We start from the raw sequence: 22583 nt of genomic DNA, 5'->3' as shown, positions 1-22583 counted from the left end.
GTTTAACCAAATCGAGAAAGTCCCCTGCTTTCCAGAGGAATATCCTTTGAGAAAGAGAACAGCAGATCTATGCCGTACATACGATTTTGAGGCGTGTGTGCGGTAGATCTGCTGCTTTTTTTATATAACGGGAAATTTCGTTGAAATTCCCCGTTATATAAAAAAGCCCTCCGGGCAGGATCGCACTGCGGCGGAGAGGAATTATGTCGCTAAAGCGACCCGCCGCAGGCGGAGAATCCTGCAAAGCAGGATTCTTTCTTAGATATTTTTCCAATATTTCGAAAAAAATACGGCAGGGGGTATTGACGAATCGTATCACAGGTGCTATAGTTTTACAAAAATAAAAAAAGACGTAGAAGTTTTTAGAAAATGTGCGGAGAGCCTTTGGAAATTTAATTTTTGAAAGGTGCACGACCGAAGAAGTAAAACTTTCAGGTGCCGGTTCTCTTCTTAAAACAAGAATGGGAGGAAACGGCGAGGACTAAAAACGGAGTGGTCTCTGGAGAAGCTCTTGAAAAGAGTGCCGAAGGTGCAATGCAGCGATGCAGAATCTCTCAGGCAAAAGGACAGAGTCAAAAAAAGATACAGAAGAAAAACAGCCGCGGAACAAGAAAAGCGGTGCGCAGGAACGAAAAAAAGTTTTCGGAAGCGCAGTTTTTGCTGTATTTTTCAATCAGAGCCATGTTCTGCAGGATATCCCGCGGAAGATGGTATTTTTTTTCTCAAAACGGTGCGGATGTGTGATCCGGATCGTTCAGACCATACGTCGAATGGAAAGGGAGAAAAGAAAATGGATGCATTGAATCAGGCAATTGCGCAGATCAGTGATGTGCTCTGGAACAGCGTACTGCTGTTTCTGCTGGTAGGTACGGGAGTTTATTTCTCTGTTCGGACCCGCTTTGTACAGGTAAGAAAGTTTAAGACCGCGTGGAACCGCGTCTTCGGCGGTTTCTCGTTAAAGGGTAAGAAGGCCGGAAAAGACGGCATGACTTCCTTCCAGGCACTTGCAACAGCGATCGCCGCACAGGTCGGAACCGGAAACATCGCAGGATGTGCGACCGCACTCGTATCCGGCGGCCCGGGAGCCATCTTCTGGATGTGGCTTGCTGCGTTCTTCGGCATGGCAACGATCTACGGCGAGGCGTATCTCGCGCAGATCTCCAAACGCCGCGATGAGAGCGGAGAAGTCATCGGAGGACCGGTTTACTACATTACCCACGCATTCAAGGGAACGTTTGGAAAAGCACTGGCAGGCTTCTTTGCCGTAGCCGTTATTCTGGCACTTGGCTTTATGGGAAATATGGTACAGTCGAACTCCATCAGTGATGCGTTCTACACCGCATTTTCCGTACCGAAATGGGTGATGGGTGTGATTGTAGCCGTTCTCGCCGCATTCATTTTCATCGGAGGTATCTCCCGTATCGCATCCTTCACCGAAAAAGTTGTTCCGGTGATGGCAGCACTGTATCTCGTCGGAGCCCTTGTTGTTATTCTGATCAACATCCAGCATGTGCCGTCAGCGATTGCTTCGATCTTTATCTGTGCATTCCGTCCGGACGCCGTATTTGGTGCAGCAGCCGGTATTACCGTGCGGAAAGCCATGCGTTACGGTGTTGCCCGAGGCCTCTTCTCTAATGAAGCCGGTATGGGTTCCACCCCGCATGCCCATGCGATTGCCGATGTCGAGAACCCGGAGGATCAGGGTGAAGTAGCGATGATCGGTGTCTTTATTGATACCTTCGTTGTCCTGACCATGACCGCTCTCGTTATTCTTTCTTCCGGCGTTCTGGAAGAGATGATGAGTACCGGTGTTAAAGGAACCCCGGTCGCACAGGCGGCATTCCGAACCGGCCTCAAAGGCTTCGGACCGGCGTTCGTAGCGATCTGTCTTCTGTTCTTTGCATTCTCGACCATCGTCGGATGGTACTTTTTTGCAAGACAGAACGTACAGTATCTGTTCGGAAAGAAAGCAGTCGTTCCGTTCTCGCTGATCGTCGTTGTGTTCGTTTTCCTCGGCTCTCTGCTGAAAGTGGATCTCGTATGGAACCTGTCAGACCTCTTTAACGGCCTGATGGTAATTCCAAACCTCATGGCGTTGATCGTCCTCGCAGGAACCGTAGCAAAAGCGGCAAAAGGTGAAAAAGTAGAATTCTAATCATATATACAGAACGGGAAAAAGGAGGAAAGTCTGCTGATGCAGACTTTCTTTTTGCAATTATTCAGAGCCACATCTCGATTCCGCTGCGCTGCATCTCGAGATGGCTCTGAATAATTGCAAAAAGAAAGACCGGCAGGGGAGCTACCGGTCTTTCAAGGGGAGTATAAATAATTAATAAGGGGTTATTAATTGTAAAAAAATTTATGAAGGGTAAATTCTTTTACAAAATTGATTATAATACAGATAACGGGAAAAAGCAACATCGAAATTCAAAAGTTGGAAAAAATTACCACAATTTGGAAAGCAGTGGTCCGAAAGCAGGAAAAACACTGTATTTTTGGGCTTGCATTCCCCACTTTGGAACAGATACCGTGGAAAAACAGGGTTCTGGATGCATAATCTGCGCGGAAAAAGCGATACTAAAGGATGTCGCAGGACAAAAAAACATTCAGGAGGAAACAAGATTATGACCAGAAACAGCAAAAATGAATACAGCAAAAACGAGTACAGCAAAAACGGATACGAGAAAAGCGAATACAGCAAAAACCAGAAGAACAGCAGAGACTGCAATCATGTGAAAGACCGTGAGATGTCATCCTACGGTCAGCAGAACCGGGAGCAGGACGAGAAGGATGAGTATGAAAAATACTAAGTAAACCTTGGGATTCCGGCAGAAAAAGCCGGCGGAGGGTCCCATACGGACTCTGCCGCCGGTTTCTGCATACATATAAAACAGGAGAGAAAGTCAGATCCGGAGAGGGGGACCAGGATATGGCAGGCATGACACTGCTGGCGGCAGACCAGCTGGACTGGTACGTGGGAAAACCGTGGGCGATGATCATCGATGTGCGGAACCGGCGGGAATACGAAAAAGGGCATGTGAAAGGAGCGGTGAATCTTCCCTATGACCATCTGCTCGAACGGGTCTGTCTGCCGCGGGACAAAATTCTTGTGATCTGCTGTGAGCGGGGTGCCGCGAGCATGGCGGAGGGAAAGCGGCTGGCGGAGAACGGATACGAGGTCAAAACGGTCATCGGCGGAATGCATGCATACCGCGGACGATATCTGGTGGCGGGAGAAGAGCTGTAATGGGGCGGCAATCCAACATTTCTTCTTGTCAAGCGGGAAAAGATACGGTAAGATGAAACAGAAAACAATACAAAACCAAACCACAAAACGAAAGAGAGATCACGATATGAAATACATGTTTGCATCTGATATTCACGGTTCTGCCTATTACTGCAGAAAAATGCTGGAAGCCTTCGAAGCAGAGGGCGCAGGCCGCCTGTTTCTGTTAGGCGACCTTCTCTATCACGGCCCGAGAAACGATCTTCCAAAAGAATACGCACCGAAACAGGTCATCGCCATGCTGAATGAGAAAAAACAGTACCTCACCAACGTGCGCGGAAACTGCGACGCAGAAGTAGATCAGATGGTACTGGAGTTCCCGGTGCTGGCAGATTACGGCATCCTGATCGAGGGAGGCCATACCTTCTATATGAGCCATGGCCACATCTACAATGAGCAGAATCTGCCGCCGCTGATGGATGGAGATATCTTCCTGTACGGCCATACCCACGTCCTGCGTGCCGAGAAAAAAGGCGCACACACCTTCCTGAACCCGGGTTCTGTATCTCTGCCGAAAGAGGGCAATATCCCGACCTATGCAATCCTCGAGGACGGCGTATTTACGATCAAAGGCTTTGACGGCACCGTCGTAAAACAGCTCACATTATAAGAGGGGACGGGAGAGTATGGAATTATATGAACTGATCGCCCCGTGCCACTTCGGCCTGGAGGCGGTGATGAAACGTGAAATCCTCGACCTCGGCTACGAAATCGAGCGCGTGGAGGATGGAAAAGTAACGTTTCTTGCAGATGCAGAGGGAATCGCCTACGCCAACCTGTTCCTTCGCACGACCGAGCGTATCCTGCTCAAAGTAGGACAGGTCCACGCCGAAACGTACGATGAACTCTTTGAAGCGACAAAAGCGCTCCCGTGGGAGAAATTTATCCCGAAAAACGGAAAGTTCTGGGTAACGAAGGCAAACTCCATCAAGAGTAAGCTCTTCAGCCCGTCCGATATCCAGTCGATCATGAAAAAAGCGATTGTCGAGCGATTGAAACAGGTCTACCACATGGAGTGGTTCCCGGAGGACGGTGCACAGTACCCGATCCGTGTTTCGATTTTAAAAGACGAGGTTACGATCGGACTCGATACCTCCGGCGTTTCCCTTCATAAGAGAGGCTACCGCAAGCTGACCGCGAAAGCGCCGATCACCGAGACCCTTGCCGCAGCACTTATCATGCTGACTCCGTGGAAGGGTGACCGGATTCTTGTCGATCCGTTCTGCGGAAGCGGTACATTTCCGATTGAGGCGGCCATGATGGCGGCCGATATTGCACCGGGTCTCAACCGTTCTTTCCTTGCGGAGCAATGGACGCACCTCGTGCCGAAAAAATGCTGGATGGATGCGGCGGAGGATGCACGCTACCGGATCCGGAACGATATTGAGACAGATATTCAGGGCTTTGATATCGACGGAGATGTCATCAAGAGTGCCAGAGAGAACGCAAAGCTGGCCGGTGTGGATCACCTGATCCATTTCCAGCAGCGTCCGGTTGCCGAGCTGTCGCACCCGAAAAAATACGGTTTTCTGATTACCAACCCGCCGTACGGTGAGCGCCTGGAGGACAAAAAAGATCTTCCGGCCCTGTATCAGACATTAGGAGAGCGGTACCGCGTTCTCGATTCCTGGTCGATGTATCTGATCACGAGCTACGAGGATGCCGAGCGGTATCTCGGCAAAAAGGCGGATAAAAACCGTAAAATTTACAATGGAATGCTGAAAACCTACTTTTACCAGTACGCGGGACCGAAGCCGCCGCGCCGGGAAAAAGAACAGAAATAATACAAATGGAGGAGCAATGCCGAATGATTTTTGGCGTTGCTCCTTTTTGATAACAAAAATTAAAAGAAGAATTTTAGAAAAGTTTAATATTTTCTTGAAATCACTGCACTACTGTGCTAAACTGTCCTCATGCGAAATTTTTTCATCAAGCGGAGGAAACCATGAACGGACAGGAGATCAGAGACAGGCTGCTGCATTCCTACGAGAGGAGCTACGATATCGTAAAGCCGTCCGAAGTAAACGGCCATACATACGATGCCTGTGCAAGCTACCACGAGAGCGGCGCAAAATACGTGCTCTCAAAGAAAGCAGAGCTGTGGAGGATCAGCTGTCATGAGCATGCGTATTTTAAAGCGGTGGAAGAACTGAACGACCAGGACGTCGAAACATTTCTGACGGACCTGACAGAATGGATAGAGCCAAAGGTGGTTCGCGAGGGGAAGGAAGTACCGGATACCGACCACATGTACACGCTGGTCACCGGTATTTTTTTTGCGGACAAACCGGTTGCGGACAGCGTAAAGAAGAGAATCCGAAAATATAAGTATTATAAAAATTACCGGTTTTCTTTGAGAGGCTACTGTCAGGTGCGGCTGCTCGTCTTTGATACGGCAGAACAGAAAGTGTTTGGAAACCGGGCGGCCTGGGAATTGGTAAAGGGATATGCTAAGATGTTCCGGTCTTAGTTATCTATAAATTTATTCTACCAAAAAGAGGGAGGAAAAAACAAATGAATAGTATTCTTGTACTGGTTGTCGGAATCGGCATTCTGATCGCCGGATACGTATTCTACGGAAAATGGCTTGCCGAGCAGTGGGGCGTTGATCCGAAACGGAAAACCCCTGCATTCACCGAGGAGGACGGTGTGGACTACGTTCCTGCCAAAGCTCCTGTCTTAATGGGACATCACTTCTCATCCATCGCAGGCGCAGGCCCGATCAACGGACCGATTCAGGCCGCTGTCTTTGGATGGGTTCCGGTTCTTTTATGGGTACTCATCGGCGGTATTTTCTTTGGAGGCGTTCACGATTACGGTGCACTGTTTGCGTCCCTGCGCCACAAAGGACAGTCTATCGGTGAGGTTATCGCAGACACGATGGGAAGCAAAGCGAAAAAGCTCTTTATCGTATTTGCTTACCTGACCTTGATTCTCGTTGTCGCAGCATTCGGTTCCATCGTTGCAAACACCTTTAAAGCGACCTATACCGAGAGCGGCGCTGTCGATGTGGCAGCAAGCTCCGCCAATGCAACAACGGCTATGATTTCCATTCTGTTTATCGTACTTGCCGTTGTGTTCGGCTTCATGGTATACAGAAGAAATGTATCTCTTGGCGTTTCCACCATCGCAGGCATTGCAGCAATCGTTGTCTGCGTAGTTGTTGGCTTAAACTTCCATCCGATCTATCTCTCCGAGACAGTATGGATGGTGATTGTTGGTATCTATATCACAGTAGCTTCCGTTGCGCCGGTCTGGATTCTGCTTCAGCCGCGTGACTACTTAAGCTCCTTCCTTCTGTACTTTATGATGATCGTAGCCATTGTCGGTGTCATCGGAAGTGCCCTGATGGGCCATGCATCCCTGGATATCCCGGCTTTCACCGGTTTCAAAGATACGCTGGCTCCGACCGGAAGCTCTCTTGGATTTATGTTCCCGGCACTGTTCGTAACGATTGCCTGCGGTGCAATTTCCGGATTCCACTCACTTGTTGGTTCCGGAACAACATCGAAACAGCTTGATAACGAGAAAAATGCCCGCCCGATCGCATACGGCGGTATGCTGATTGAGTGTGCGCTTGCGATTGTATCTCTGTGTGCAGTCGGCTACATCTGGTCCAGATACGCAGACGGAACCACCGTTGTTCCGACCGCTGTATTTGCAACCGGTATCTCCGAGATGGTAGCAACCATTCCGGGACTTGGCGGATCGACCCACGTACTGTACTCTCTGCTGGTTCTGACTGTATCGGTATTCTGCCTGACTTCTCTGGATACCGCAACCCGTCTGGCAAGATACATGTTCCAGGAGTTCTGGCTTGAGCCGGGACAGACTTACAAAGAGGCAACCGGCTACAAAGCCGTTCTGACCAATCCGGTTGTATCAACCGTTATCACTGTAGTACTCGGCATCGGCCTTGGCCTGACCGGTTACTCCAAAATCTGGCCGCTGTTCGGTGCATCCAACCAGCTGCTGGCAGCCATCGGACTTCTTGCTGTTGCCACCTGGCTTGGAAAAGTCGGCAAAAACAACAAAATGTTCCTGTTCCCGATGGTATTCATGCTGATCGTAACCATCACATCCCTTGTACAGACCCTGATCGCAAACTTCAAGGGCCTTGGCGCAGGCGTTGGCATCGGCTGGTGCGTAGCACGTATCGTGCTGGCAGGCCTGCTTGTCATCCTGGCGCTGATCCTGGCTGTCGATGGATTTAAGACTCTGGCAAATCAGAAAAAAGCAAAATAATGTGTGATTACAGAAAAAGGCTCCCGGATAAAAACGGGGGTCTTTTTTTGTGACAGGGTTCTTGTGTTTGCGTCACACATACGGTATAATGATCGCAAGTTATTTCAGCGTGAAAGAAGGAAAACGGTTATGAAAAAAATTGTATTTGCAACAGGAAACGCCGGCAAAATGAAAGAAATCCGTGAAATCCTTGCGGATCTGCCGGTGGAAATTTATTCGATGAAAGAAGCCGGCATTTCGGTCGAGATCGATGAGAACGGCAAAACCTTTGAGGAGAATGCAAAAATCAAAGCACAGACCGTTGCCGGATGCACAGACGGCGGCACGATCGTGCTGGCGGATGACTCCGGTCTGGAAGTGGATGCCTTAAACGGCGAGCCTGGTGTCTATTCGGCAAGATATATGGGAGAGGATACGTCCTACCGCATCAAAAATCAGAGCCTCGTTGACCGCCTGGAGGGCGTGCCGGTGGAAAAAAGAACGGCACGATTCGTCTGTGTGATTGCAGCCGCCTTCCCGGATGGAACAGTCTATACCACCAAAGGAACGATCGAGGGAAAAATCGGTTACGAGGAACGCGGGGAGAACGGTTTTGGCTATGACCCGATTTTCTATCTGCCGGATATGAGCCGCACGACCGCAGAACTTTCTCCGGAAGAGAAAAACGCAGTCAGCCACAGAGGAAAAGCACTGGCGGCGATGAAAGAACAGATTGCATCATATTTGAAATAAGAAGAGGGAAGAGAATGAGTATGAAATTTCTGATAGTGAGCGATACCCATGGACGGATGTATAACCTCGAGGAGGCCATGGAACGTGAGGAGTTCGACGGCATGATCCACTGCGGTGACGTGGAAGGGATGGATGACCTGATCAAATCCAAGGTAAACGGCCCGTGCTATATGGTCATGGGAAATAATGACTGGTTTTCAAACCTCCCGGCGGAGATTCAGGTGAACATTGATGATTACCGTGCCTTTATCACACACGGTCATAACTATGGCGTATCGCTCGGCCTGGAGGGAATCTATGCGGAGGCGCTTTCCAGGGGTGTGGATATCGTACTGTTCGGCCATACGCACCGGCCGGTCGCAGAAAAGCGTGGAAATCTCTGGATTGTCAATCCGGGCAGCCTCACGTATCCGCGTCAGATGGGAAGAAAACCAAGCTATGCCATGCTGACGATCAACGAAGAGCATGAGCTTTCGGTGGAAATCAAGTATCTGGATTAAAAAACGGGTCGAAAAAGGGCGGAGAACAGCCCAAAATCAAATGAATTATCGCAACTAACATGACTATTCCAAAGAAAACAGGGTAGTACCGGAGCAGGTTCTGACTAATCCTTAAAAAGTTTGTCAAAAAAATACAATTTAGGTGTTGACAGATGAGAAAAGATATGATAAGATCTCTTTGTTGTCCGGTGAGAGCAAAACAACACAAAAACATTTTGAAAAAAATGAAAAAAAGTGTTGACAAACCGAAAACAATGTAATATAATAAATCTTGCGTCGAGCGCGAAAGGGTTAAACGCAAATCGGGAAACCTTGTTTACGGGGTGTGGCTCAGCTTGGCTAGAGCGCCTGGTTTGGGACCAGGAGGTCGCAGGTTCGAATCCTGTCACCCCGATGTCGTGCGGGTGTAGTTCAATGGTAGAACACCAGCCTTCCAAGCTGGATACGTGGGTTCGATTCCCATCACCCGCTTGCTGCTACGATTTTGTAGAAGCTGTGTGCTTGTAGCTCAGTTGGATAGAGCAACGGCCTTCTAAGCCGTGGGTCGGGGGTTCGAATCCCTCCAAGCACGCTTCACTAAAATTAAATAGTGAAAAAAGACTGTAAGTCGTAATTATGGTGGGTATAGCGCAGTTGGTTAGCGCGCCAGATTGTGGCTCTGGAGGCCAAGGGTTCGAATCCCTTTATCCACCCTGCCAGCAAGGCGAAACATTGGGCTATCGCCAAGCGGTAAGGCACAGCACTTTGACTGCTGCATTCGCTGGTTCGAATCCAGCTAGCCCAGTTGGATGCAAAAGTATACGGAGCATTAGCTCAGTCGGTAGAGCACTTGACTTTTAATCAAGTTGTCCGGGGTTCGAATCCCCGATGCTTCACTAAATAACCCGTAGAAAACGCCCATGGAGGTTTTCTATGGGATTTTTCTTTTTCTCGAAAAAATAATATGCGGTTATGACGGAATTGGCAGACGTGCAGGATTTAGGTTCCTGTGCCTTTCGGCGTGTGGGTTCGAGTCCCACTAACCGCAGAAAAATCCACAGCAGTAAAATGACAAAAATCAGATTCTAAATAATTGCAGCAAAAATATTCGCGCATCAAATATCTTAAAAACTCCAAACAGAACCGAAAATCAAATAGAGAATAGATAGAGGAAAAATGGTATGACAAGAGAAAAGTATGAGTCATTGCCTTTGAGCACGCTGAAAGCGCTGGCAAAATCCAGAAACATGAAGGGGATTTCCACCCTGCGGAAAGAAGCGCTGATTGAGCGGATGCTGGAAGAAGATCAGAAAGAAAACCAGAAAAACATGGAAGAGCCGGCGGTTCTAAAAGAGGAAAAAAAGACGGAAACTGTACAGGATCAGAATCAGGAACCGCAGGAAAAGCGGGAGGACGGTATGGAGCGCCAGAATCGGGAAACCTCGGAAAACGGCACCGCGCGCCCGTACCAGAGACCGCGGTATGTCCGCCGGGAAGAGCGCAGTGAAAACGGAGAGCGCCAGGAGTACCGTCCAAGAGCGCCGCGTTTCAATGAGCGTAGATTTCAGGAACCACGGAATTATAATCAGAATAACCGTGAGGAAGAGCAAAGACAGGAGCCGCGTCAGGAAGCAGGGCAGGAAATGAGACAGGAGCCGCTGCGTCAGGAAGCAAGACCAGAGACGAGACAGGAACCGCGTCAGGAAACCAGCACGCTCGACAGCGGCCAGGAGGCCTGCGGCATCCTCGAGGTCATGCCGGACGGATTTGGATTTATCCGCTCCGACAACTATATGCCGGGCGACAGCGATGTCTACGTTTCTCCGTCCCAAATCCGCCGTTTCGGACTGAAAACGGGAGATATCATCCGCGGAAACACGAGAGTAAAGTCCGCAACCGAAAAATTCAGCGCCCTTTTATACTTAAAGAGCGTCAACAATCTGCCGCTCGACCAGATCATGCGCCGCGGCAATTTCGAAGATATGACACCGGTCTTCCCGGATGAGCGGCTGCGCCTTGAGCGCCCGGGCGGAAGCATGGCGATGCGGATCGTGGATCTTGTAAGTCCGATCGGAAAAGGCCAGCGAGGCATGATCGTTTCCCCGCCGAAAGCCGGAAAAACGACGCTTTTGAAGGATGCGGCAAAATCCATCCTGCGGAACAACCCGGAGATGTATCTGATCATCCTTCTGATCGACGAGCGTCCGGAGGAGGTCACCGACATTAAAGAAGCGATTCAGGGATCGAATGTGGAAGTCATCTATTCCACCTTCGATGAGCAGCCGGAGCACCACAAACGCGTGTCCGAGATGGTCATTGAGCGCGCGAAACGTCTTGTGGAGAGTAAAAAAGACGTTACGATCTTCATCGACAGCATCACACGTCTCGCCAGAGCTTACAACCTGACCGTTCCGCCGAGCGGCCGTACCCTTTCCGGCGGTCTCGATCCGGCAGCACTCTACATGCCGAAACGGTTCTTCGGCGCGGCCAGAAACATGCGCGAGGGCGGAAGCCTGACGATTCTTGCAACGGCGCTTGTGGACACCGGAAGCAAGATGGACGATGTCGTTTACGAGGAATTCAAAGGCACCGGAAACATGGAACTCGTGCTCGACCGGAAACTGCAGGAACGCCGCGTCTTCCCGGCCATCGACATAGCCAAATCGGGAACAAGAAGAGAAGATCTGCTTCTGACACCGGATGAGCAGGAGGCCGTTTACAATATGCGGAAAGCATTAAACGGCATGAAATCCGAGGAAGCCGTGGAAAATATTCTGAACATGTTTGCCCGCACCGGAAACAACGGCGAACTGATTCAAATTTTAAAGAAACAAAAAATAGTATAAGGCTTGCAATTTTCAAAATTGTGTGATACAATGAGAAAGCTGTGCAAGGTTGATGAGATTTTGTCAGCCTGAAATACGAAATCATCAGAGTAAATCTGAGAAGATAACAATATTAAGAAGAGGTGAATAAAATGAGAGAAGGAATCCATCCAGAATACCATCAGGCAACTGTTACCTGCAACTGCGGAAATACTTTCGTAACAGGTTCTACCAAGAAAGAGATCCATGTTGAGATCTGTTCTAAATGCCATCCGTTCTACACTGGCCAGCAGAAAGCTGCTGCAGCTCGTGGACGTATCGAGAAGTTCAACAAGAAATACGGCATGAAATAAGAATTGAATCAAGCAAGATGAAAAACGGGCTGAGGTTGGAAGATCTCAGCCCGTTCTTGCGTTACGGATGCAGAAAATCCCCTTTGAGGAGGTAAACGTAAATTATGAAATCATCCAATATTGGCGGCCAGGCCGTGATGGAAGGCGTCATGATGATGAACAAGGACCACTATTCCGTCGCAGTACGCCGGCCGGACGGGGAGATTGAGGTTAAAGTAGAGCAGCACAGGCCGCTGACAAAGCACAAGGGGCTTTTAAAAGTTCCGATTCTGCGCGGTGTCTTCAGCTTTGCCGATTCGATGATCGTCGGCATGAGTTCCCTTATGTACTCCGCTTCGTTCTATGAGGACGAGGAGGAGGAAAAGAAAAAGCCGGCGACGAAAGAGGAAGAGGAGCAGCAGAAAGCGAAAAAAGAAAAGACAGACAGGCTGATGATGTACGGAACCGTCACATTTTCCGTTGTCATCGCCGTCGTTCTCTTTCTGATGGTGCCGTACTTCCTGTCCGAACTGCTGCACAAAGCGGGAGCCGGAACGACACTGACCGCGGTGGCAGAGGCCTTTGTGCGTGTGGCACTGTTCCTCGGCTATCTGGCAGCCATTTCCCGTATGGAAGACATTCAGCGCGTGTTCATGTACCACGGCGCCGAGCATAAATGCATCAACTGTGTTGAGCACGGTCTGGAACTGAACGTGGAAAACGTCTTAAAGAGTTCCCGGGAGCACAAGCGCTGCGGAACGAGCTTTCTTATGTACGTCATCGTCATCAGCATCATCTTTTTCATGTTCATCCGGGTCGATTCCCCGGTGCTGAAAATCGTGATCCGCCTGCTTCTCATTCCGGTGATCGCGGGCATTTCGTATGAAATTATCCGCCTGGCGGGAAAAAGTGACAATAAACTGGTCAACCTGATCAGTAAACCGGGCCTGATGCTGCAGCACCTGACGACGCGCGAGCCGGATGCCGAGATGGCAGAGGTTGCGATCGCCGCTGTGGAGGCTGTGTTTGACTGGAGAGCGTACCTGAACGAAAACTTTGGTTATACGTACCCGGCCAAAACCGAAAAGAAAGAACATGAGGAGCCGTGACCGATGAGTGTGCACGATAGAAAAAACTTGAAATCTGCACTGGAATCCGCTATTCTGTACTTACAAAAGCAGGGGGTGGAGGAAGCCCGGCAGGACGCATGGCTTTTACTGGAGCATGTCTGCGGGATCAGCCACAGCACCTACTTTGTACACAGTGAAGATGAAATGCCAAAAGAACAGCAGGAGCAGTACGAAGCGCTGGTCAGAAAGCGCGGCGAACACATTCCGCTGCAGCAGCTGACCGGAGAGGCGTGGTTCTACGGAATCCCTTTTTTTGTGAATGAGCATGTACTGATTCCGCGGCAGGACACCGAGATTCTTGTGGAGGAAGCGCTCCGCGGCCTTCCAAAAGATGCACGGATTCTCGATCTCTGCACCGGTTCGGGATGCATTCTCATATCGCTTCTTGTGACGAGAGAGGACTGCACTGGAATCGGCGCGGATCTCTCCGAGAAAGCCTTACAGGTTGCGGAAAAGAACGGCGCACAGGCGGGCGGACGGGCATCGTTCGTAGAGAGCAACTTATTTGAAAACATCGAGGGAACCTTCGATGTGATCGCAAGCAATCCGCCGTATATCCGCACGGATGTGATTGAAACGCTGATGCCGGAGGTGCGCGACCATGAGCCGCGGATGGCACTCGACGGCAGTGCGGACGGTCTTGTCTTTTACCGGAAGATTACAGAGCAGGCAGGAAGCTATTTAAAAGAGGGCGGAAAGCTCTGTTTTGAAATTGGATACGATCAGGGAGATGAAGTGCGGGAGCTGATGGAAACCCACGGCTTTGCCGATGTACAGGTTCTGAAAGATCTGGCAGGCCTGGACCGCGTGGTGACCGGTATCTGGCACAAAAAACCCTGACAGAAATGAATTTTAATTTTGACACCATAATGACATCATAAACAGACGAAAACAGCAAAAAGGAGCAGTCATTTTATGTTTGATAAACTTGATGATATCCTCATGCGTCTCGAGGAGGTACTGAATCAGTTAAGCGAGCCGGACGTCGCTGCCGATGCGGCGAAGTTCCAGAAGCTGATGAAGGAGCAGGCAGAACTCCAGCCGATCGCAGACGCATATAAGGACTATAAAACACAGAAACAGACCATCGAAGAGAGCCTGATGCTTCTTGAGGAGGAATCCGACGAAGAGATGCGTGAAATGCTGAAAGAAGAGCTCTCCGATGCGAAAAAACGCGTAGAGGAGCTGGAGCAGGAACTCAAAGTCCTGCTTCTGCCGAAAGACCCGAACGATGACAAGAACGTTATCGTAGAGTTCCGCGCAGGTGCCGGCGGAGACGAGGCGGCACTCTTTACCGCAGAAATCTGCCGTATGTACATCAAATACGCAGAGAGCCGCGGCTGGAAAACCGAGCTGACCAGCGCCGATGAAAACGGAATCGGCGGCTTTAAAGACGCAACACTTCTGATCAACGGAGCAGGCGCGTACTCCCGGATGAAGTACGAGAGCGGCACGCACCGCGTACAGCGTGTGCCGGAAACCGAGTCCGGCGGAAGAATCCATACCTCAACCATGACCGTAGCGATCATGCCGGAGGTGGACGACGTCGAAGTACAGATCGACCCGAAAGATTACAAATTCGATGTATTCCGTGCTTCCGGAAACGGCGGCCAGTGTGTCAATACGACCGACTCAGCAGTCCGTCTGACCCACTTCCCGAGCGGCATCGTCATTTCCTGCCAGGATGAGAAATCACAGTTAAAGAATAAGGACAAGGCACTGAAGATTCTGCGTGCCCGTCTGTACGACTTAGAGCAGCAGAAACAGCACGATGAGATGGCCGAGCTTCGAAAGAGCCAGGTCGGAACGGGAGACCGCTCCGAGAAGATCCGTACGTACAACTTCCCGCAGGGACGTGTGACGGATCACAGAATCAAACTGACCTTATACAAACTGGACGCCATCATGAACGGCGATCTGGATGAAATCATCGACAGTCTGATTGCAGCCGATCAGGCCGCAAAGCTGAGCAGCATGCAGGAAGAAGCATAATAATAAACGCTGCGAATCACGATTGGTCTACAGGATCGATTGCTGATAGAATAAACAAGAGAAAAAAGGGGAAAAGAGAAAGGGAAAACGCTATGAAGAAAACAGCACTTGTGATCATGGCAGCCGGAATCGGCAGCAGATTTGGAAAGGGAATCAAACAGCTTGAGCCAGTAGGACCAAACGGGGAGATCATCATGGATTATTCCATCCACGATGCACTGGAAGCCGGCTTCAACAAAGTAGTCTTCATCATCCGCAAGGATCTGGAGAAAGATTTCAAGGAAGTCATCGGCAACCGCATCAGCAAAATCACAGAGGTGGAATATGCATTCCAGGAGCTCGATGATCTGCCGGCAGGCTTTGCAAAACCGGAAGGCCGTACCAAACCGTGGGGAACCGGCCAGGCCGTTCTTGCCTGCAAAGGTCTTGTAAAAGAGCCGTTTGCTGTTATCAATGCTGATGACTATTACGGAAAAGATCCGTTCGTAAAACTGCACGACTACCTCGTACAGGAGCATGATGTGGATGAAGTTATGCCGATCTCCATGGCAGGATTCGTGCTTGGAAACACCTTAAGTGACAACGGCGGTGTTACAAGAGGTGTCTGCGTCGTTGATGAAAACGGAAACCTGACCGGTGTCAACGAGACGAAAAACATCGTAAAGACCGCAGAGGGCGCAGGCGTTGAAAAAGAAGACGGAACGGTTGATCCGATCGACAAAAACTCCCTTGTTTCCATGAACATGTGGGGACTGCAGCCGGAGTTCATTGATCTTCTGGAGAAAGGCTTTGTTGAATTCCTTTCTGCACAGAAAGAGGGAGATGTAAAAGGCGAGTACCTCCTTCCGATCTACATCGACGAGCTGCTGCACGCAGGAAAAGCAGAAGTAAAAGTTCTTCCGACCGACGCAGAGTGGTTCGGCGTAACGTATCAGGAAGACAAAGCTTCCGTAACAGAAGCATTCCGCAAACTGATTGCGGACGGCGTATACAGCGAGAAGCTGTACGACTAATTACGTATTTTGTTATTTGAGTGAATAACCAGAAAAAGCGTGTTTGAATGATTGCAAAAAATTTCAGACACGCTTTCTGCCCGAAAGGGGAAAGGAGCATACCATGGGTAAATATTTTGGAACAGATGGATTTCGCGGAGAAGCAAACATTGATCTGACGGTTGAGCATGCATATAAAGTGGGAAGATTCCTCGGATGGTATTTCGGAAAAGACCACAAAGCACAGATCGTCATTGGAAAAGACACCAGACGCTCCAGCTACATGTTCGAATATTCGCTGGTAGCAGGACTGACCGCATCGGGAGCAGACGCTTATCTGCTGCACGTAACGACCACCCCGAGCGTTTCCTATGTTGTCCGTACTGAAAACTTTGACTGCGGAATTATGATCTCCGCCAGCCACAACCCGTTCTATGACAACGGAATCAAAGTCATCAACGGCCTGGGACAGAAACTGGAAGCCGACATCGAAGCGCAGATCGAAGCCTACATCGACGACGGAACACCGAAGATCCCGTTCGCAACGAGAGAAGACATCGGACGCACCGTGGATTTTGCAGCCGGAAGGAACCGCTACATTGGACACCTGATCTCGATTCCGACAAAATCCTTTAAAAACATGAGAGTCGGACTCGACTGCTCCAACGGAAGTGCCTCTTCCGTAGCCAAGAGCGTGTTTGATGCCATCGGCGCCAAGACATATGTGATCCACAACGAGCCGGACGGAACAAACATCAACTGCGGCTGTGGTTCCACCCACATCGAAGAGCTTCAGAAATATGTAAGAGAGAAACACCTCGACGTCGGATTTGCCTACGACGGAGACGCAGACCGCTGCATCGCTGTCGATGAGCTGGGAAATGTGGTAGACGGAGACCTGATCATGTATGTCTGCGGTAAATACTTAAAAGAAAAAGGCCAGTTAAACGGAGATACGATTGTGACCACGATCATGTCAAACCTCGGTCTTTACAAAGCGTGTGACCGCGCCGGTATCCGGTATGAGAAGACGGCAGTCGGCGACAAATACGTGTGCGAGAACATGATGGCAAACGGCTATTCTCTCGGCGGAGAGCAGTCCGGCCACATCATTTTCAGCAAGCACGCGACGACCGGTGACGGAATCCTGACCTCCCTGATGGTGATGGAAGTGCTGATAGATAAGAAACTCCCGCTCAGCACCCTGACAGCCGAGGTAGTGATTTACCCGCAGCTCTTAAAGAATGTCCGCGTGGCAAACAAAGCAGCTGCAAAGGCCAACCCGGCAGTACAGAAAGCAGTAGAAGACGTAGCAGAGGCCCTGGGCGATGACGGACGCATCCTCGTAAGAGAGAGCGGCACCGAGCCGGTGATCCGTGTCATGGTGGAAGCACCGGACGACGCAACGTGTGCAAAATACGTAGACCAGGTTGTTTCTGTGATGCATAAAGAAGGACTTGTGACAGAATGAAAAAAAGACTGGTAATCTTTTTTCTGGCGGCGGCAATGATGCTTGGCGGCTGTGAAAATAAAAATTCAAAGCTTTATAAAAAGGGCATCGAGGCGCTCGAACAGAAGGACTACGTAACGTCGATTGCGATGCTGGAGGGAGCCGTAAAGGCAGGCGACCGACTGGCGGAGAGCTACCGGTCGCTCGGCATCGCTTATCTGAAAAGCCAGGAGTATGACAAGGCAAAAGAGGCTTTCAAGAGCAGTCTTTCGAGCATGAAGCACAAAGACGCGGAGTTTTCGCGCGATGTCATGTATTACGAGGCGGAAACCTGCGTACAGGCCGGAGATCTGGATGGAGCCATTGAGATCTGCACCAATATTCAGGAAGAAAAGGCAGATGCCGATGCGCTGTTCCTTAGGGGACGCGCGTACTTCCTGCAGAAGAATTACGAGCAGGCGAAGGTGGATTTTGATGCGGCAGTGGAGACGAAGGAGAGCTATCAGCTCTGCCTTGACATTTACGAGCTGTATCAGGAGAGCAGCATGAAGGCGGACGGAGACCGTTACCTCGAAGCGGCAGTGAAGATTGAGCCGAAAACGACCGAGGATTATTATAACATCGGCTGCGCATACTACTATCTGGAGGAGCAGGACGAGGCGGTCAAAGCGTTCTCGAAGGCAATGAAAGACGGCAGCAGCGCGGCGATGGAAATGCTCGGCGAGGTTTACCTTTCCAATGGTCAGAACGATGAGGCGAAAGCACTGTTTTCTTCGTATCTTTCGACAGATGGCTTTGCGGCGGCAGCAAACAACGGGCTGGCGCTCTGCGCACTTGCGGAAAACGACACGGACAGTGCACTCTCGTATATCGAGGAAGGACTCAAAACGGCAGAGGATTCCGACCGGGAAAATCTGCTGTTCAACCAGATTGTATCCTATGAAAAACGGGCGGATTTTGATACCGCGAAGTCGCTGATGGCGGATTTTCTGGCAGCATATCCAGAAAACACCGCGGCGCAGCGGGAAAATACGTTTCTCCAGAACCGATAACAGACGGAGGAAGTTGGATTGTTTGATTTAAGAGAAGAACAGGAGCGCGTGATTCTGGTCGGCGTACAGGAAAACGGCGGCGCAAAAGCAGAAGAATCGCTCGACGAGCTGGCGGAACTGGCCAGCACCGCCGGTGCGAAGGTGGAGGGCCGCCTGGTGCAGGTGCGGGAGGCCATTCATCCGGGAACGTACATCGGAAAAGGAAAATTAGAGGAATTGAAAATTCTGGTGCGCGCCTGCGATGCGACGGGCATCATCTGCGACGATGAGCTCTCCTCGATCCAGTTAAAAGGGCTGGAGGAAGCACTGGAATGCAAGATCATGGACCGTACGCTTTTGATCCTGGATATCTTTGCGGCGCGCGCCGTGAGCAGCGAGGGTAAAATCCAGGTTGAGCTGGCCCAGTTAAAGTACCGTGCGTCCCGACTTTCCGGCCTTGGCACATCGCTTTCCCGTCTTGGCGGCGGAATCGGTACGAGAGGACCGGGAGAGAAAAAGCTGGAAACCGACCGGCGCCTGATCCGCACGCGTATTACGCAGTTAAAACGTGAGCTTGAGGAAGTACGCCAGCACAGAGAGCTCCTTCGTGAAGGCAGAAAACGTTCCAAAATCCCGGTAGCGGCGCTCGTAGGCTATACGTCAGCGGGAAAGAGCAGTCTTTTAAATGCACTGACAGGATCGGAAATTCTGGCAGATGCAATGCTGTTTTCCACGCTGGATACGACGACGCGGTCACTGACCCTTCCGGATGGACAGGAAATCCTGCTGACCGATACGGTTGGATTTATCAATAAGCTGCCACATCATCTGATCGATGCATTCCGCAGTACGCTGGAGGAAGCACGGTATGCCGACTATATTCTCCACGTTGTGGATACGTCAAATCCGCAGATGGAGCTGCAGATGCAGGTCGTGTACGATACGCTGCGGGAACTGAAAGTTGAGGACAAAAAGATCGTCACCCTGCTGAACAAGCAGGATAAGCTTCTCGCCCCGATGGTTGTAAAAGATTTCCGGGCAGACGCGAGCCTTGCGGTCTCTGCCAAAACAGGACAGGGACTCGAAGACCTCAAAAATTTACTCTCCTCGTGGATGATGGAGGGAAAAATCTATATCGAGCGCCTCTATCCGTACGATAAGGCGGGAACGATTTCACTGATCCGCGGATACGGAATTCTGCTCGAAGAAGAATATCTGCCGGAAGGCATCCGCGTAAAAGCCTATGTACCGAAGGATATCTATCCGAGGGTATAGAGGTATGGCAAGCGGGCTTAAAAACGGCAGTACATCCCTTTAAGCGCCGTACAGCGCCGAAAAATGGAAGGGACAGAACACAAGTAAAAGTACCATATCTAGTGATGTTAGAAAATTTCACACTAGATATGGTACTTTTTACTATTGACGGGAGAAACATGCTCTGCTATCATATGGTTCAGACACTGCAAAGAGTGGAACCTTAAAAAGGCCTTGCAGAAACGGTTGAATTAACAGGAGGGATTCCATGTTTCAGGTAGAAAAGAGAGACGGAACGATTGCAGAGTTCCAGATGAAAAAGATTACCGATGCGATTGGAAAAGCATTCGGCGCAAAAGATATGCAGTTCAGCGATGACATGCTTCAGATGCTGGCATTGCGCGTAACAGCGGACTTTCAGTCCAAGATCAAAGACGGAAAAATTTCAGTGGAGGCAATTCAGGACAGCGTGGAGAACGTGCTGATCCAGTGCGGCTACGCAGAAGTGGCAAAAGCTTACATTCTGTACCGCAAGCAGAGGGAAAAAATCCGCAACATGAAATCGACGATCGTAGACTACAAAGAGATCGTGGACAGCTACGTAAAAGTAGAGGACTGGCGTGTCAAAGAGAATTCGACCGTAACGTATTCTGTCGGCGGTCTGATCTTAAGCAATTCCGGCGCGATCACAGCCAACTACTGGTTATCAGAGATTTATGATGACGAGATCGCCGAGGCACACCGCAACGCGGATATTCACATCCACGACCTGTCGATGCTGACCGGCTACTGTGCAGGATGGTCGTTAAAACAGCTCATCAAAGAAGGACTTGGCGGCATCAACGGAAAGATTACTTCTTCTCCGGCAAGACATCTTTCGGTTCTGTGCAACCAGATGGTCAACTTCCTCGGCATTATGCAGAACGAGTGGGCAGGTGCGCAGGCATTTTCTTCGTTTGATACGTATCTGGCGCCGTTCGTCAAAGTGGACAACTTAAGCTACGGCGAAGTGAAGAAGTGCATCGAGGCGTTTATCTACGGCGTCAACACACCGAGCCGCTGGGGAAGCCAGGCACCGTTCTCCAACATCACACTCGACTGGACCGTACCGGATGACCTCGCGGAGCTTCCGGCGATCGTCGGCGGCAAGGAGATGGACTTCAAGTACAAAGACTGTAAAAAAGAGATGGATATGGTCAACAAAGCGTTCATCGAGACGATGATCGAGGGAGATGCCAACGGAAGAGGCTTCCAGTACCCGATCCCGACCTACTCCATCACATCCGATTTTGACTGGTCCGATACGGAGAATAACCGTCTGCTGTTCGAAATGACTGCAAAATACGGTACCCCGTACTTCTCCAACTACATCAACAGCGATATGAAACCAAGCGACGTGCGCTCCATGTGCTGCCGTCTCCGCCTGGATCTGCGTGAGCTTCGAAAGAAAACCGGCGGATTCTTCGGTTCCGGCGAGAGCACCGGATCGGTCGGCGTTGTCACCATCAATATGCCGCGTATCGCATATCAGTCCAAAGATGAGAAAGAGTTCTACCGCCGTCTCGATCATATGATGGATATTGCCGCACGTTCGTTAAAGACGAAACGTGAGGTCATTACCCGCCTCCTGGACGAGGGACTGTATCCATATACGAAACGGTACCTTGGAACGTTTGAGAACCACTTCTCAACCATCGGTCTGATCGGTATGAACGAGGCCGGCTTAAATGCCGCATGGCTCGGAAAGGGTCTGGAGGATCCGAAGACACAGCAGTTTACGAAAGAAGTTCTGAACCATATGAGAGAGCGTCTTTCTGATTACCAGGAGGAGTACGGCGATCTGTACAACCTTGAGGCAACTCCGGCGGAGTCGACCGCATACCGTCTGGCAAAACACGACCGTGCAAAATGGCCGGATATCAAGACCGCAGGCCATGAGGGAGATACCCCGTACTACACCAACAGCTCCCATCTGCCGGTGGACTATACCGAGGATATTTTCTCTGCGCTTGATATTCAGGATGATCTGCAGACGCTGTACACCTCGGGAACTGTATTCCATGCGTTCCTTGGCGAAAAACTGCCGGACTGGAAAGCAGCAGCTTCCCTTGTGCGGAAGATTGCAGAGAACTACAAACTGCCGTACTACACGCTGTCCCCGACGTATTCTGTCTGTGCGAACGACGGCTATCTCGCCGGCGAGCATTTTACATGTCCGATCTGTGGAAAAGAGGCAGAGGTTTACAGCCGTATCACGGGATATTACCGTCCGGTCAAGAACTGGAACGACGGAAAACGCCAGGAGTACAAGAACAGAACTGTATATGATATCATCCACTCCAAATCGCCGGAGCAGAAAATGAAATCGTACGGCGCAGCAGAGAAACTGGCAGAGCAGGCCGCTGGAAAAGAAGAGCCGAAAGCCGCTGCAGCAGCAGATAAAATCGAGGAAGACGGCATGTACCTGTTCACGACAAGCACCTGCCCGAACTGCAAAATGGCAAAAGAAATGCTCGCCGAGGAGCAGTATGAGGTGATCGACGCAGAGCGTCACCCGGATCTTGCCGCACAGTACGGCATCATGCAGGCACCGACTCTTCTCGTTGTGGAGGACGGCCAGGCGCAGAAGATTGTGAATGCTTCCAATATCCAGAAATATGTGGATGAATATCTCTCCTAAATCTGTGCGCATATAGTTGCAGGAAAGAACAAACAGAGTTATAATAGGAAAAAGTGATACCCTCGCCCGGGCATCCCGGGTGGGGGTATTATTATGGCGCTGAGCACAGCAGAAATCGGCCCGGTGGACCGGTTTCACTTACAGAAGGGAGAAAA

19 protein-coding genes, 7 tRNA genes and 1 riboswitch are annotated in these 22583 nt (G+C 50.3%); all 26 genes read left to right on the top strand.

The features are described from left to right. Positions 1-489 precede the first annotated feature (489 nt). Positions 490-580, top strand: a riboswitch (glycine riboswitch). Between the two features lie 210 nt (positions 581-790). The 26 genes from DW769_RS02440 (at position 791) to DW769_RS02310 (ending at position 22428) form a co-directional block, all read left to right on the top strand. Continuing rightward, positions 791-2155 (top strand): alanine/glycine:cation symporter family protein, encoded by a 1365-nt coding sequence (locus DW769_RS02440; RefSeq protein WP_055227150.1) that lies wholly within the window; start codon positions 791-793, stop codon positions 2153-2155. 469 nt (positions 2156-2624) lie between these two features. Further along, on the top strand, positions 2625-2810 hold the full coding sequence (locus tag DW769_RS02430; RefSeq protein WP_022462634.1) for a hypothetical protein: 186 nt from the start codon (positions 2625-2627) through the stop codon (positions 2808-2810). 119 nt (positions 2811-2929) lie between these two features. Continuing rightward, positions 2930-3247 (top strand): rhodanese-like domain-containing protein, encoded by a 318-nt coding sequence (locus DW769_RS02425; RefSeq protein WP_022462633.1) that lies wholly within the window; start codon positions 2930-2932, stop codon positions 3245-3247. A 106-nt stretch (positions 3248-3353) separates the two neighbouring features. Further along, positions 3354-3896 carry a phosphodiesterase gene (gene yfcE / locus DW769_RS02420; protein WP_118666766.1) on the top strand — a complete coding sequence of 181 codons (543 nt, stop codon included), beginning with the start codon at positions 3354-3356 and terminating at the stop codon, positions 3894-3896. Between the two features lie 16 nt (positions 3897-3912). Continuing rightward, on the top strand, positions 3913-5070 hold the full coding sequence (locus DW769_RS02415; protein ID WP_118666765.1) for a THUMP domain-containing class I SAM-dependent RNA methyltransferase: 1158 nt from the start codon (positions 3913-3915) through the stop codon (positions 5068-5070). 161 nt (positions 5071-5231) lie between these two features. Continuing rightward, on the top strand, positions 5232-5756 hold the full coding sequence (locus tag DW769_RS02410; protein ID WP_118749910.1) for a hypothetical protein: 525 nt from the start codon (positions 5232-5234) through the stop codon (positions 5754-5756). Between the two features lie 44 nt (positions 5757-5800). Then, positions 5801-7531, top strand: coding sequence for a carbon starvation CstA family protein (locus tag DW769_RS02405; RefSeq protein WP_118749909.1), 1731 nt, complete (start codon positions 5801-5803; stop codon positions 7529-7531). 129 nt (positions 7532-7660) lie between these two features. Further along, entirely contained in the window at positions 7661-8263 is a 603-nt protein-coding gene (locus tag DW769_RS02400; RefSeq protein ID WP_118749908.1) for an XTP/dITP diphosphatase, read from the top strand. 20 nt (positions 8264-8283) lie between these two features. Continuing rightward, a complete protein-coding gene (locus DW769_RS02395) occupies positions 8284-8763 on the top strand; it encodes a metallophosphoesterase family protein (RefSeq protein WP_055265863.1) in 480 nt (159 codons plus the stop codon). A 319-nt stretch (positions 8764-9082) separates the two neighbouring features. Next, a tRNA-Pro gene (locus DW769_RS02390) sits at positions 9083-9157 on the top strand. Positions 9158-9163: 6 nt separating this feature from the next. Next, positions 9164-9234, top strand: a tRNA-Gly gene (locus DW769_RS02385). A gap of 26 nt (positions 9235-9260) precedes the next feature. Beyond that, a tRNA-Arg gene (locus tag DW769_RS02380) sits at positions 9261-9334 on the top strand. 47 nt (positions 9335-9381) lie between these two features. Continuing rightward, positions 9382-9455: transfer RNA gene (locus DW769_RS02375), tRNA-His, on the top strand. Positions 9456-9475: 20 nt separating this feature from the next. Further along, positions 9476-9547: transfer RNA gene (locus tag DW769_RS02370), tRNA-Gln, on the top strand. A gap of 18 nt (positions 9548-9565) precedes the next feature. Next, positions 9566-9638: transfer RNA gene (locus DW769_RS02365), tRNA-Lys, on the top strand. A gap of 70 nt (positions 9639-9708) precedes the next feature. Further along, a tRNA-Leu gene (locus DW769_RS02360) sits at positions 9709-9790 on the top strand. 133 nt (positions 9791-9923) lie between these two features. Then, positions 9924-11588: a transcription termination factor Rho gene (gene rho / locus DW769_RS02355; protein WP_118749907.1), complete on the top strand. Its 1665-nt coding sequence runs from the start codon at positions 9924-9926 to the stop codon at positions 11586-11588. A gap of 131 nt (positions 11589-11719) precedes the next feature. Further along, positions 11720-11920: a 50S ribosomal protein L31 gene (rpmE, locus tag DW769_RS02350; RefSeq protein ID WP_022462139.1), complete on the top strand. Its 201-nt coding sequence runs from the start codon at positions 11720-11722 to the stop codon at positions 11918-11920. Positions 11921-12024: 104 nt separating this feature from the next. Beyond that, on the top strand, positions 12025-13008 hold the full coding sequence (locus DW769_RS02345) for a DUF1385 domain-containing protein (RefSeq protein ID WP_118749906.1): 984 nt from the start codon (positions 12025-12027) through the stop codon (positions 13006-13008). A 3-nt stretch (positions 13009-13011) separates the two neighbouring features. Beyond that, complete coding sequence (gene prmC / locus DW769_RS02340) at positions 13012-13869, top strand: peptide chain release factor N(5)-glutamine methyltransferase (protein ID WP_118749905.1); 858 nt, start codon at positions 13012-13014, stop codon at positions 13867-13869. A gap of 75 nt (positions 13870-13944) precedes the next feature. Beyond that, positions 13945-15021, top strand: coding sequence for a peptide chain release factor 1 (gene prfA, locus DW769_RS02335; protein WP_022462136.1), 1077 nt, complete (start codon positions 13945-13947; stop codon positions 15019-15021). Between the two features lie 92 nt (positions 15022-15113). Continuing rightward, a complete protein-coding gene (locus tag DW769_RS02330; protein WP_055219722.1) occupies positions 15114-16034 on the top strand; it encodes a nucleotidyltransferase family protein in 921 nt (306 codons plus the stop codon). A 103-nt stretch (positions 16035-16137) separates the two neighbouring features. Then, a complete protein-coding gene (glmM, locus tag DW769_RS02325; RefSeq protein WP_022462134.1) occupies positions 16138-17484 on the top strand; it encodes a phosphoglucosamine mutase in 1347 nt (448 codons plus the stop codon). Next, positions 17481-18515, top strand: coding sequence for a tetratricopeptide repeat protein (locus DW769_RS02320; RefSeq protein ID WP_117509671.1), 1035 nt, complete (start codon positions 17481-17483; stop codon positions 18513-18515). The genes glmM and DW769_RS02320 overlap by 4 nt, the downstream gene beginning before the upstream one ends. Before the next feature lie 18 nt (positions 18516-18533). Next, positions 18534-19769, top strand: coding sequence for a GTPase HflX (gene hflX, locus DW769_RS02315; protein ID WP_118749904.1), 1236 nt, complete (start codon positions 18534-18536; stop codon positions 19767-19769). A 247-nt stretch (positions 19770-20016) separates the two neighbouring features. Beyond that, positions 20017-22428, top strand: coding sequence for a ribonucleoside triphosphate reductase (locus DW769_RS02310; protein WP_055227013.1), 2412 nt, complete (start codon positions 20017-20019; stop codon positions 22426-22428). Positions 22429-22583 lie beyond the last annotated feature (155 nt).

This window comes from Blautia sp. AM29-29 (assembly GCF_003480555.1).
Taxonomy (GTDB): Bacteria; Bacillota; Clostridia; order Lachnospirales; family Lachnospiraceae; genus Fusicatenibacter; species Fusicatenibacter saccharivorans.
The sequence above is the reverse complement of the archived record's forward strand: the minus strand, read 5'-3'. Positions and strand labels throughout refer to the sequence as shown.

Excerpts from the sequence above, each read along its gene's own strand:
- DW769_RS02320 (WP_117509671.1), top strand. The coding sequence starts at position 17,481 with ATGAAAAAAAGACTGGTAATCTTTTTTCTGGCGGCGGCAATGATGCTT.
- rho (WP_118749907.1), top strand. The coding sequence starts at position 9,924 with ATGACAAGAGAAAAGTATGAGTCATTGCCTTTGAGCACGCTGAAAGCG.
- DW769_RS02330 (WP_055219722.1), top strand. The coding sequence starts at position 15,114 with ATGAAGAAAACAGCACTTGTGATCATGGCAGCCGGAATCGGCAGCAGA.
- DW769_RS02425 (WP_022462633.1), top strand. The coding sequence starts at position 2,930 with ATGGCAGGCATGACACTGCTGGCGGCAGACCAGCTGGACTGGTACGTG.
- DW769_RS02310 (WP_055227013.1), top strand. The coding sequence starts at position 20,017 with ATGTTTCAGGTAGAAAAGAGAGACGGAACGATTGCAGAGTTCCAGATG.
- DW769_RS02400 (WP_118749908.1), top strand. The coding sequence starts at position 7,661 with ATGAAAAAAATTGTATTTGCAACAGGAAACGCCGGCAAAATGAAAGAA.
- DW769_RS02430 (WP_022462634.1), top strand. The coding sequence starts at position 2,625 with ATGACCAGAAACAGCAAAAATGAATACAGCAAAAACGAGTACAGCAAA.
- yfcE (WP_118666766.1), top strand. The coding sequence starts at position 3,354 with ATGAAATACATGTTTGCATCTGATATTCACGGTTCTGCCTATTACTGC.
- prmC (WP_118749905.1), top strand. The coding sequence starts at position 13,012 with ATGAGTGTGCACGATAGAAAAAACTTGAAATCTGCACTGGAATCCGCT.
- DW769_RS02415 (WP_118666765.1), top strand. The coding sequence starts at position 3,913 with ATGGAATTATATGAACTGATCGCCCCGTGCCACTTCGGCCTGGAGGCG.
- DW769_RS02345 (WP_118749906.1), top strand. The coding sequence starts at position 12,025 with ATGAAATCATCCAATATTGGCGGCCAGGCCGTGATGGAAGGCGTCATG.
- rpmE (WP_022462139.1), top strand. The coding sequence starts at position 11,720 with ATGAGAGAAGGAATCCATCCAGAATACCATCAGGCAACTGTTACCTGC.
- DW769_RS02405 (WP_118749909.1), top strand. The coding sequence starts at position 5,801 with ATGAATAGTATTCTTGTACTGGTTGTCGGAATCGGCATTCTGATCGCC.
- DW769_RS02440 (WP_055227150.1), top strand. The coding sequence starts at position 791 with ATGGATGCATTGAATCAGGCAATTGCGCAGATCAGTGATGTGCTCTGG.
- DW769_RS02410 (WP_118749910.1), top strand. The coding sequence starts at position 5,232 with ATGAACGGACAGGAGATCAGAGACAGGCTGCTGCATTCCTACGAGAGG.
- glmM (WP_022462134.1), top strand. The coding sequence starts at position 16,138 with ATGGGTAAATATTTTGGAACAGATGGATTTCGCGGAGAAGCAAACATT.
- DW769_RS02395 (WP_055265863.1), top strand. The coding sequence starts at position 8,284 with ATGAAATTTCTGATAGTGAGCGATACCCATGGACGGATGTATAACCTC.
- prfA (WP_022462136.1), top strand. The coding sequence starts at position 13,945 with ATGTTTGATAAACTTGATGATATCCTCATGCGTCTCGAGGAGGTACTG.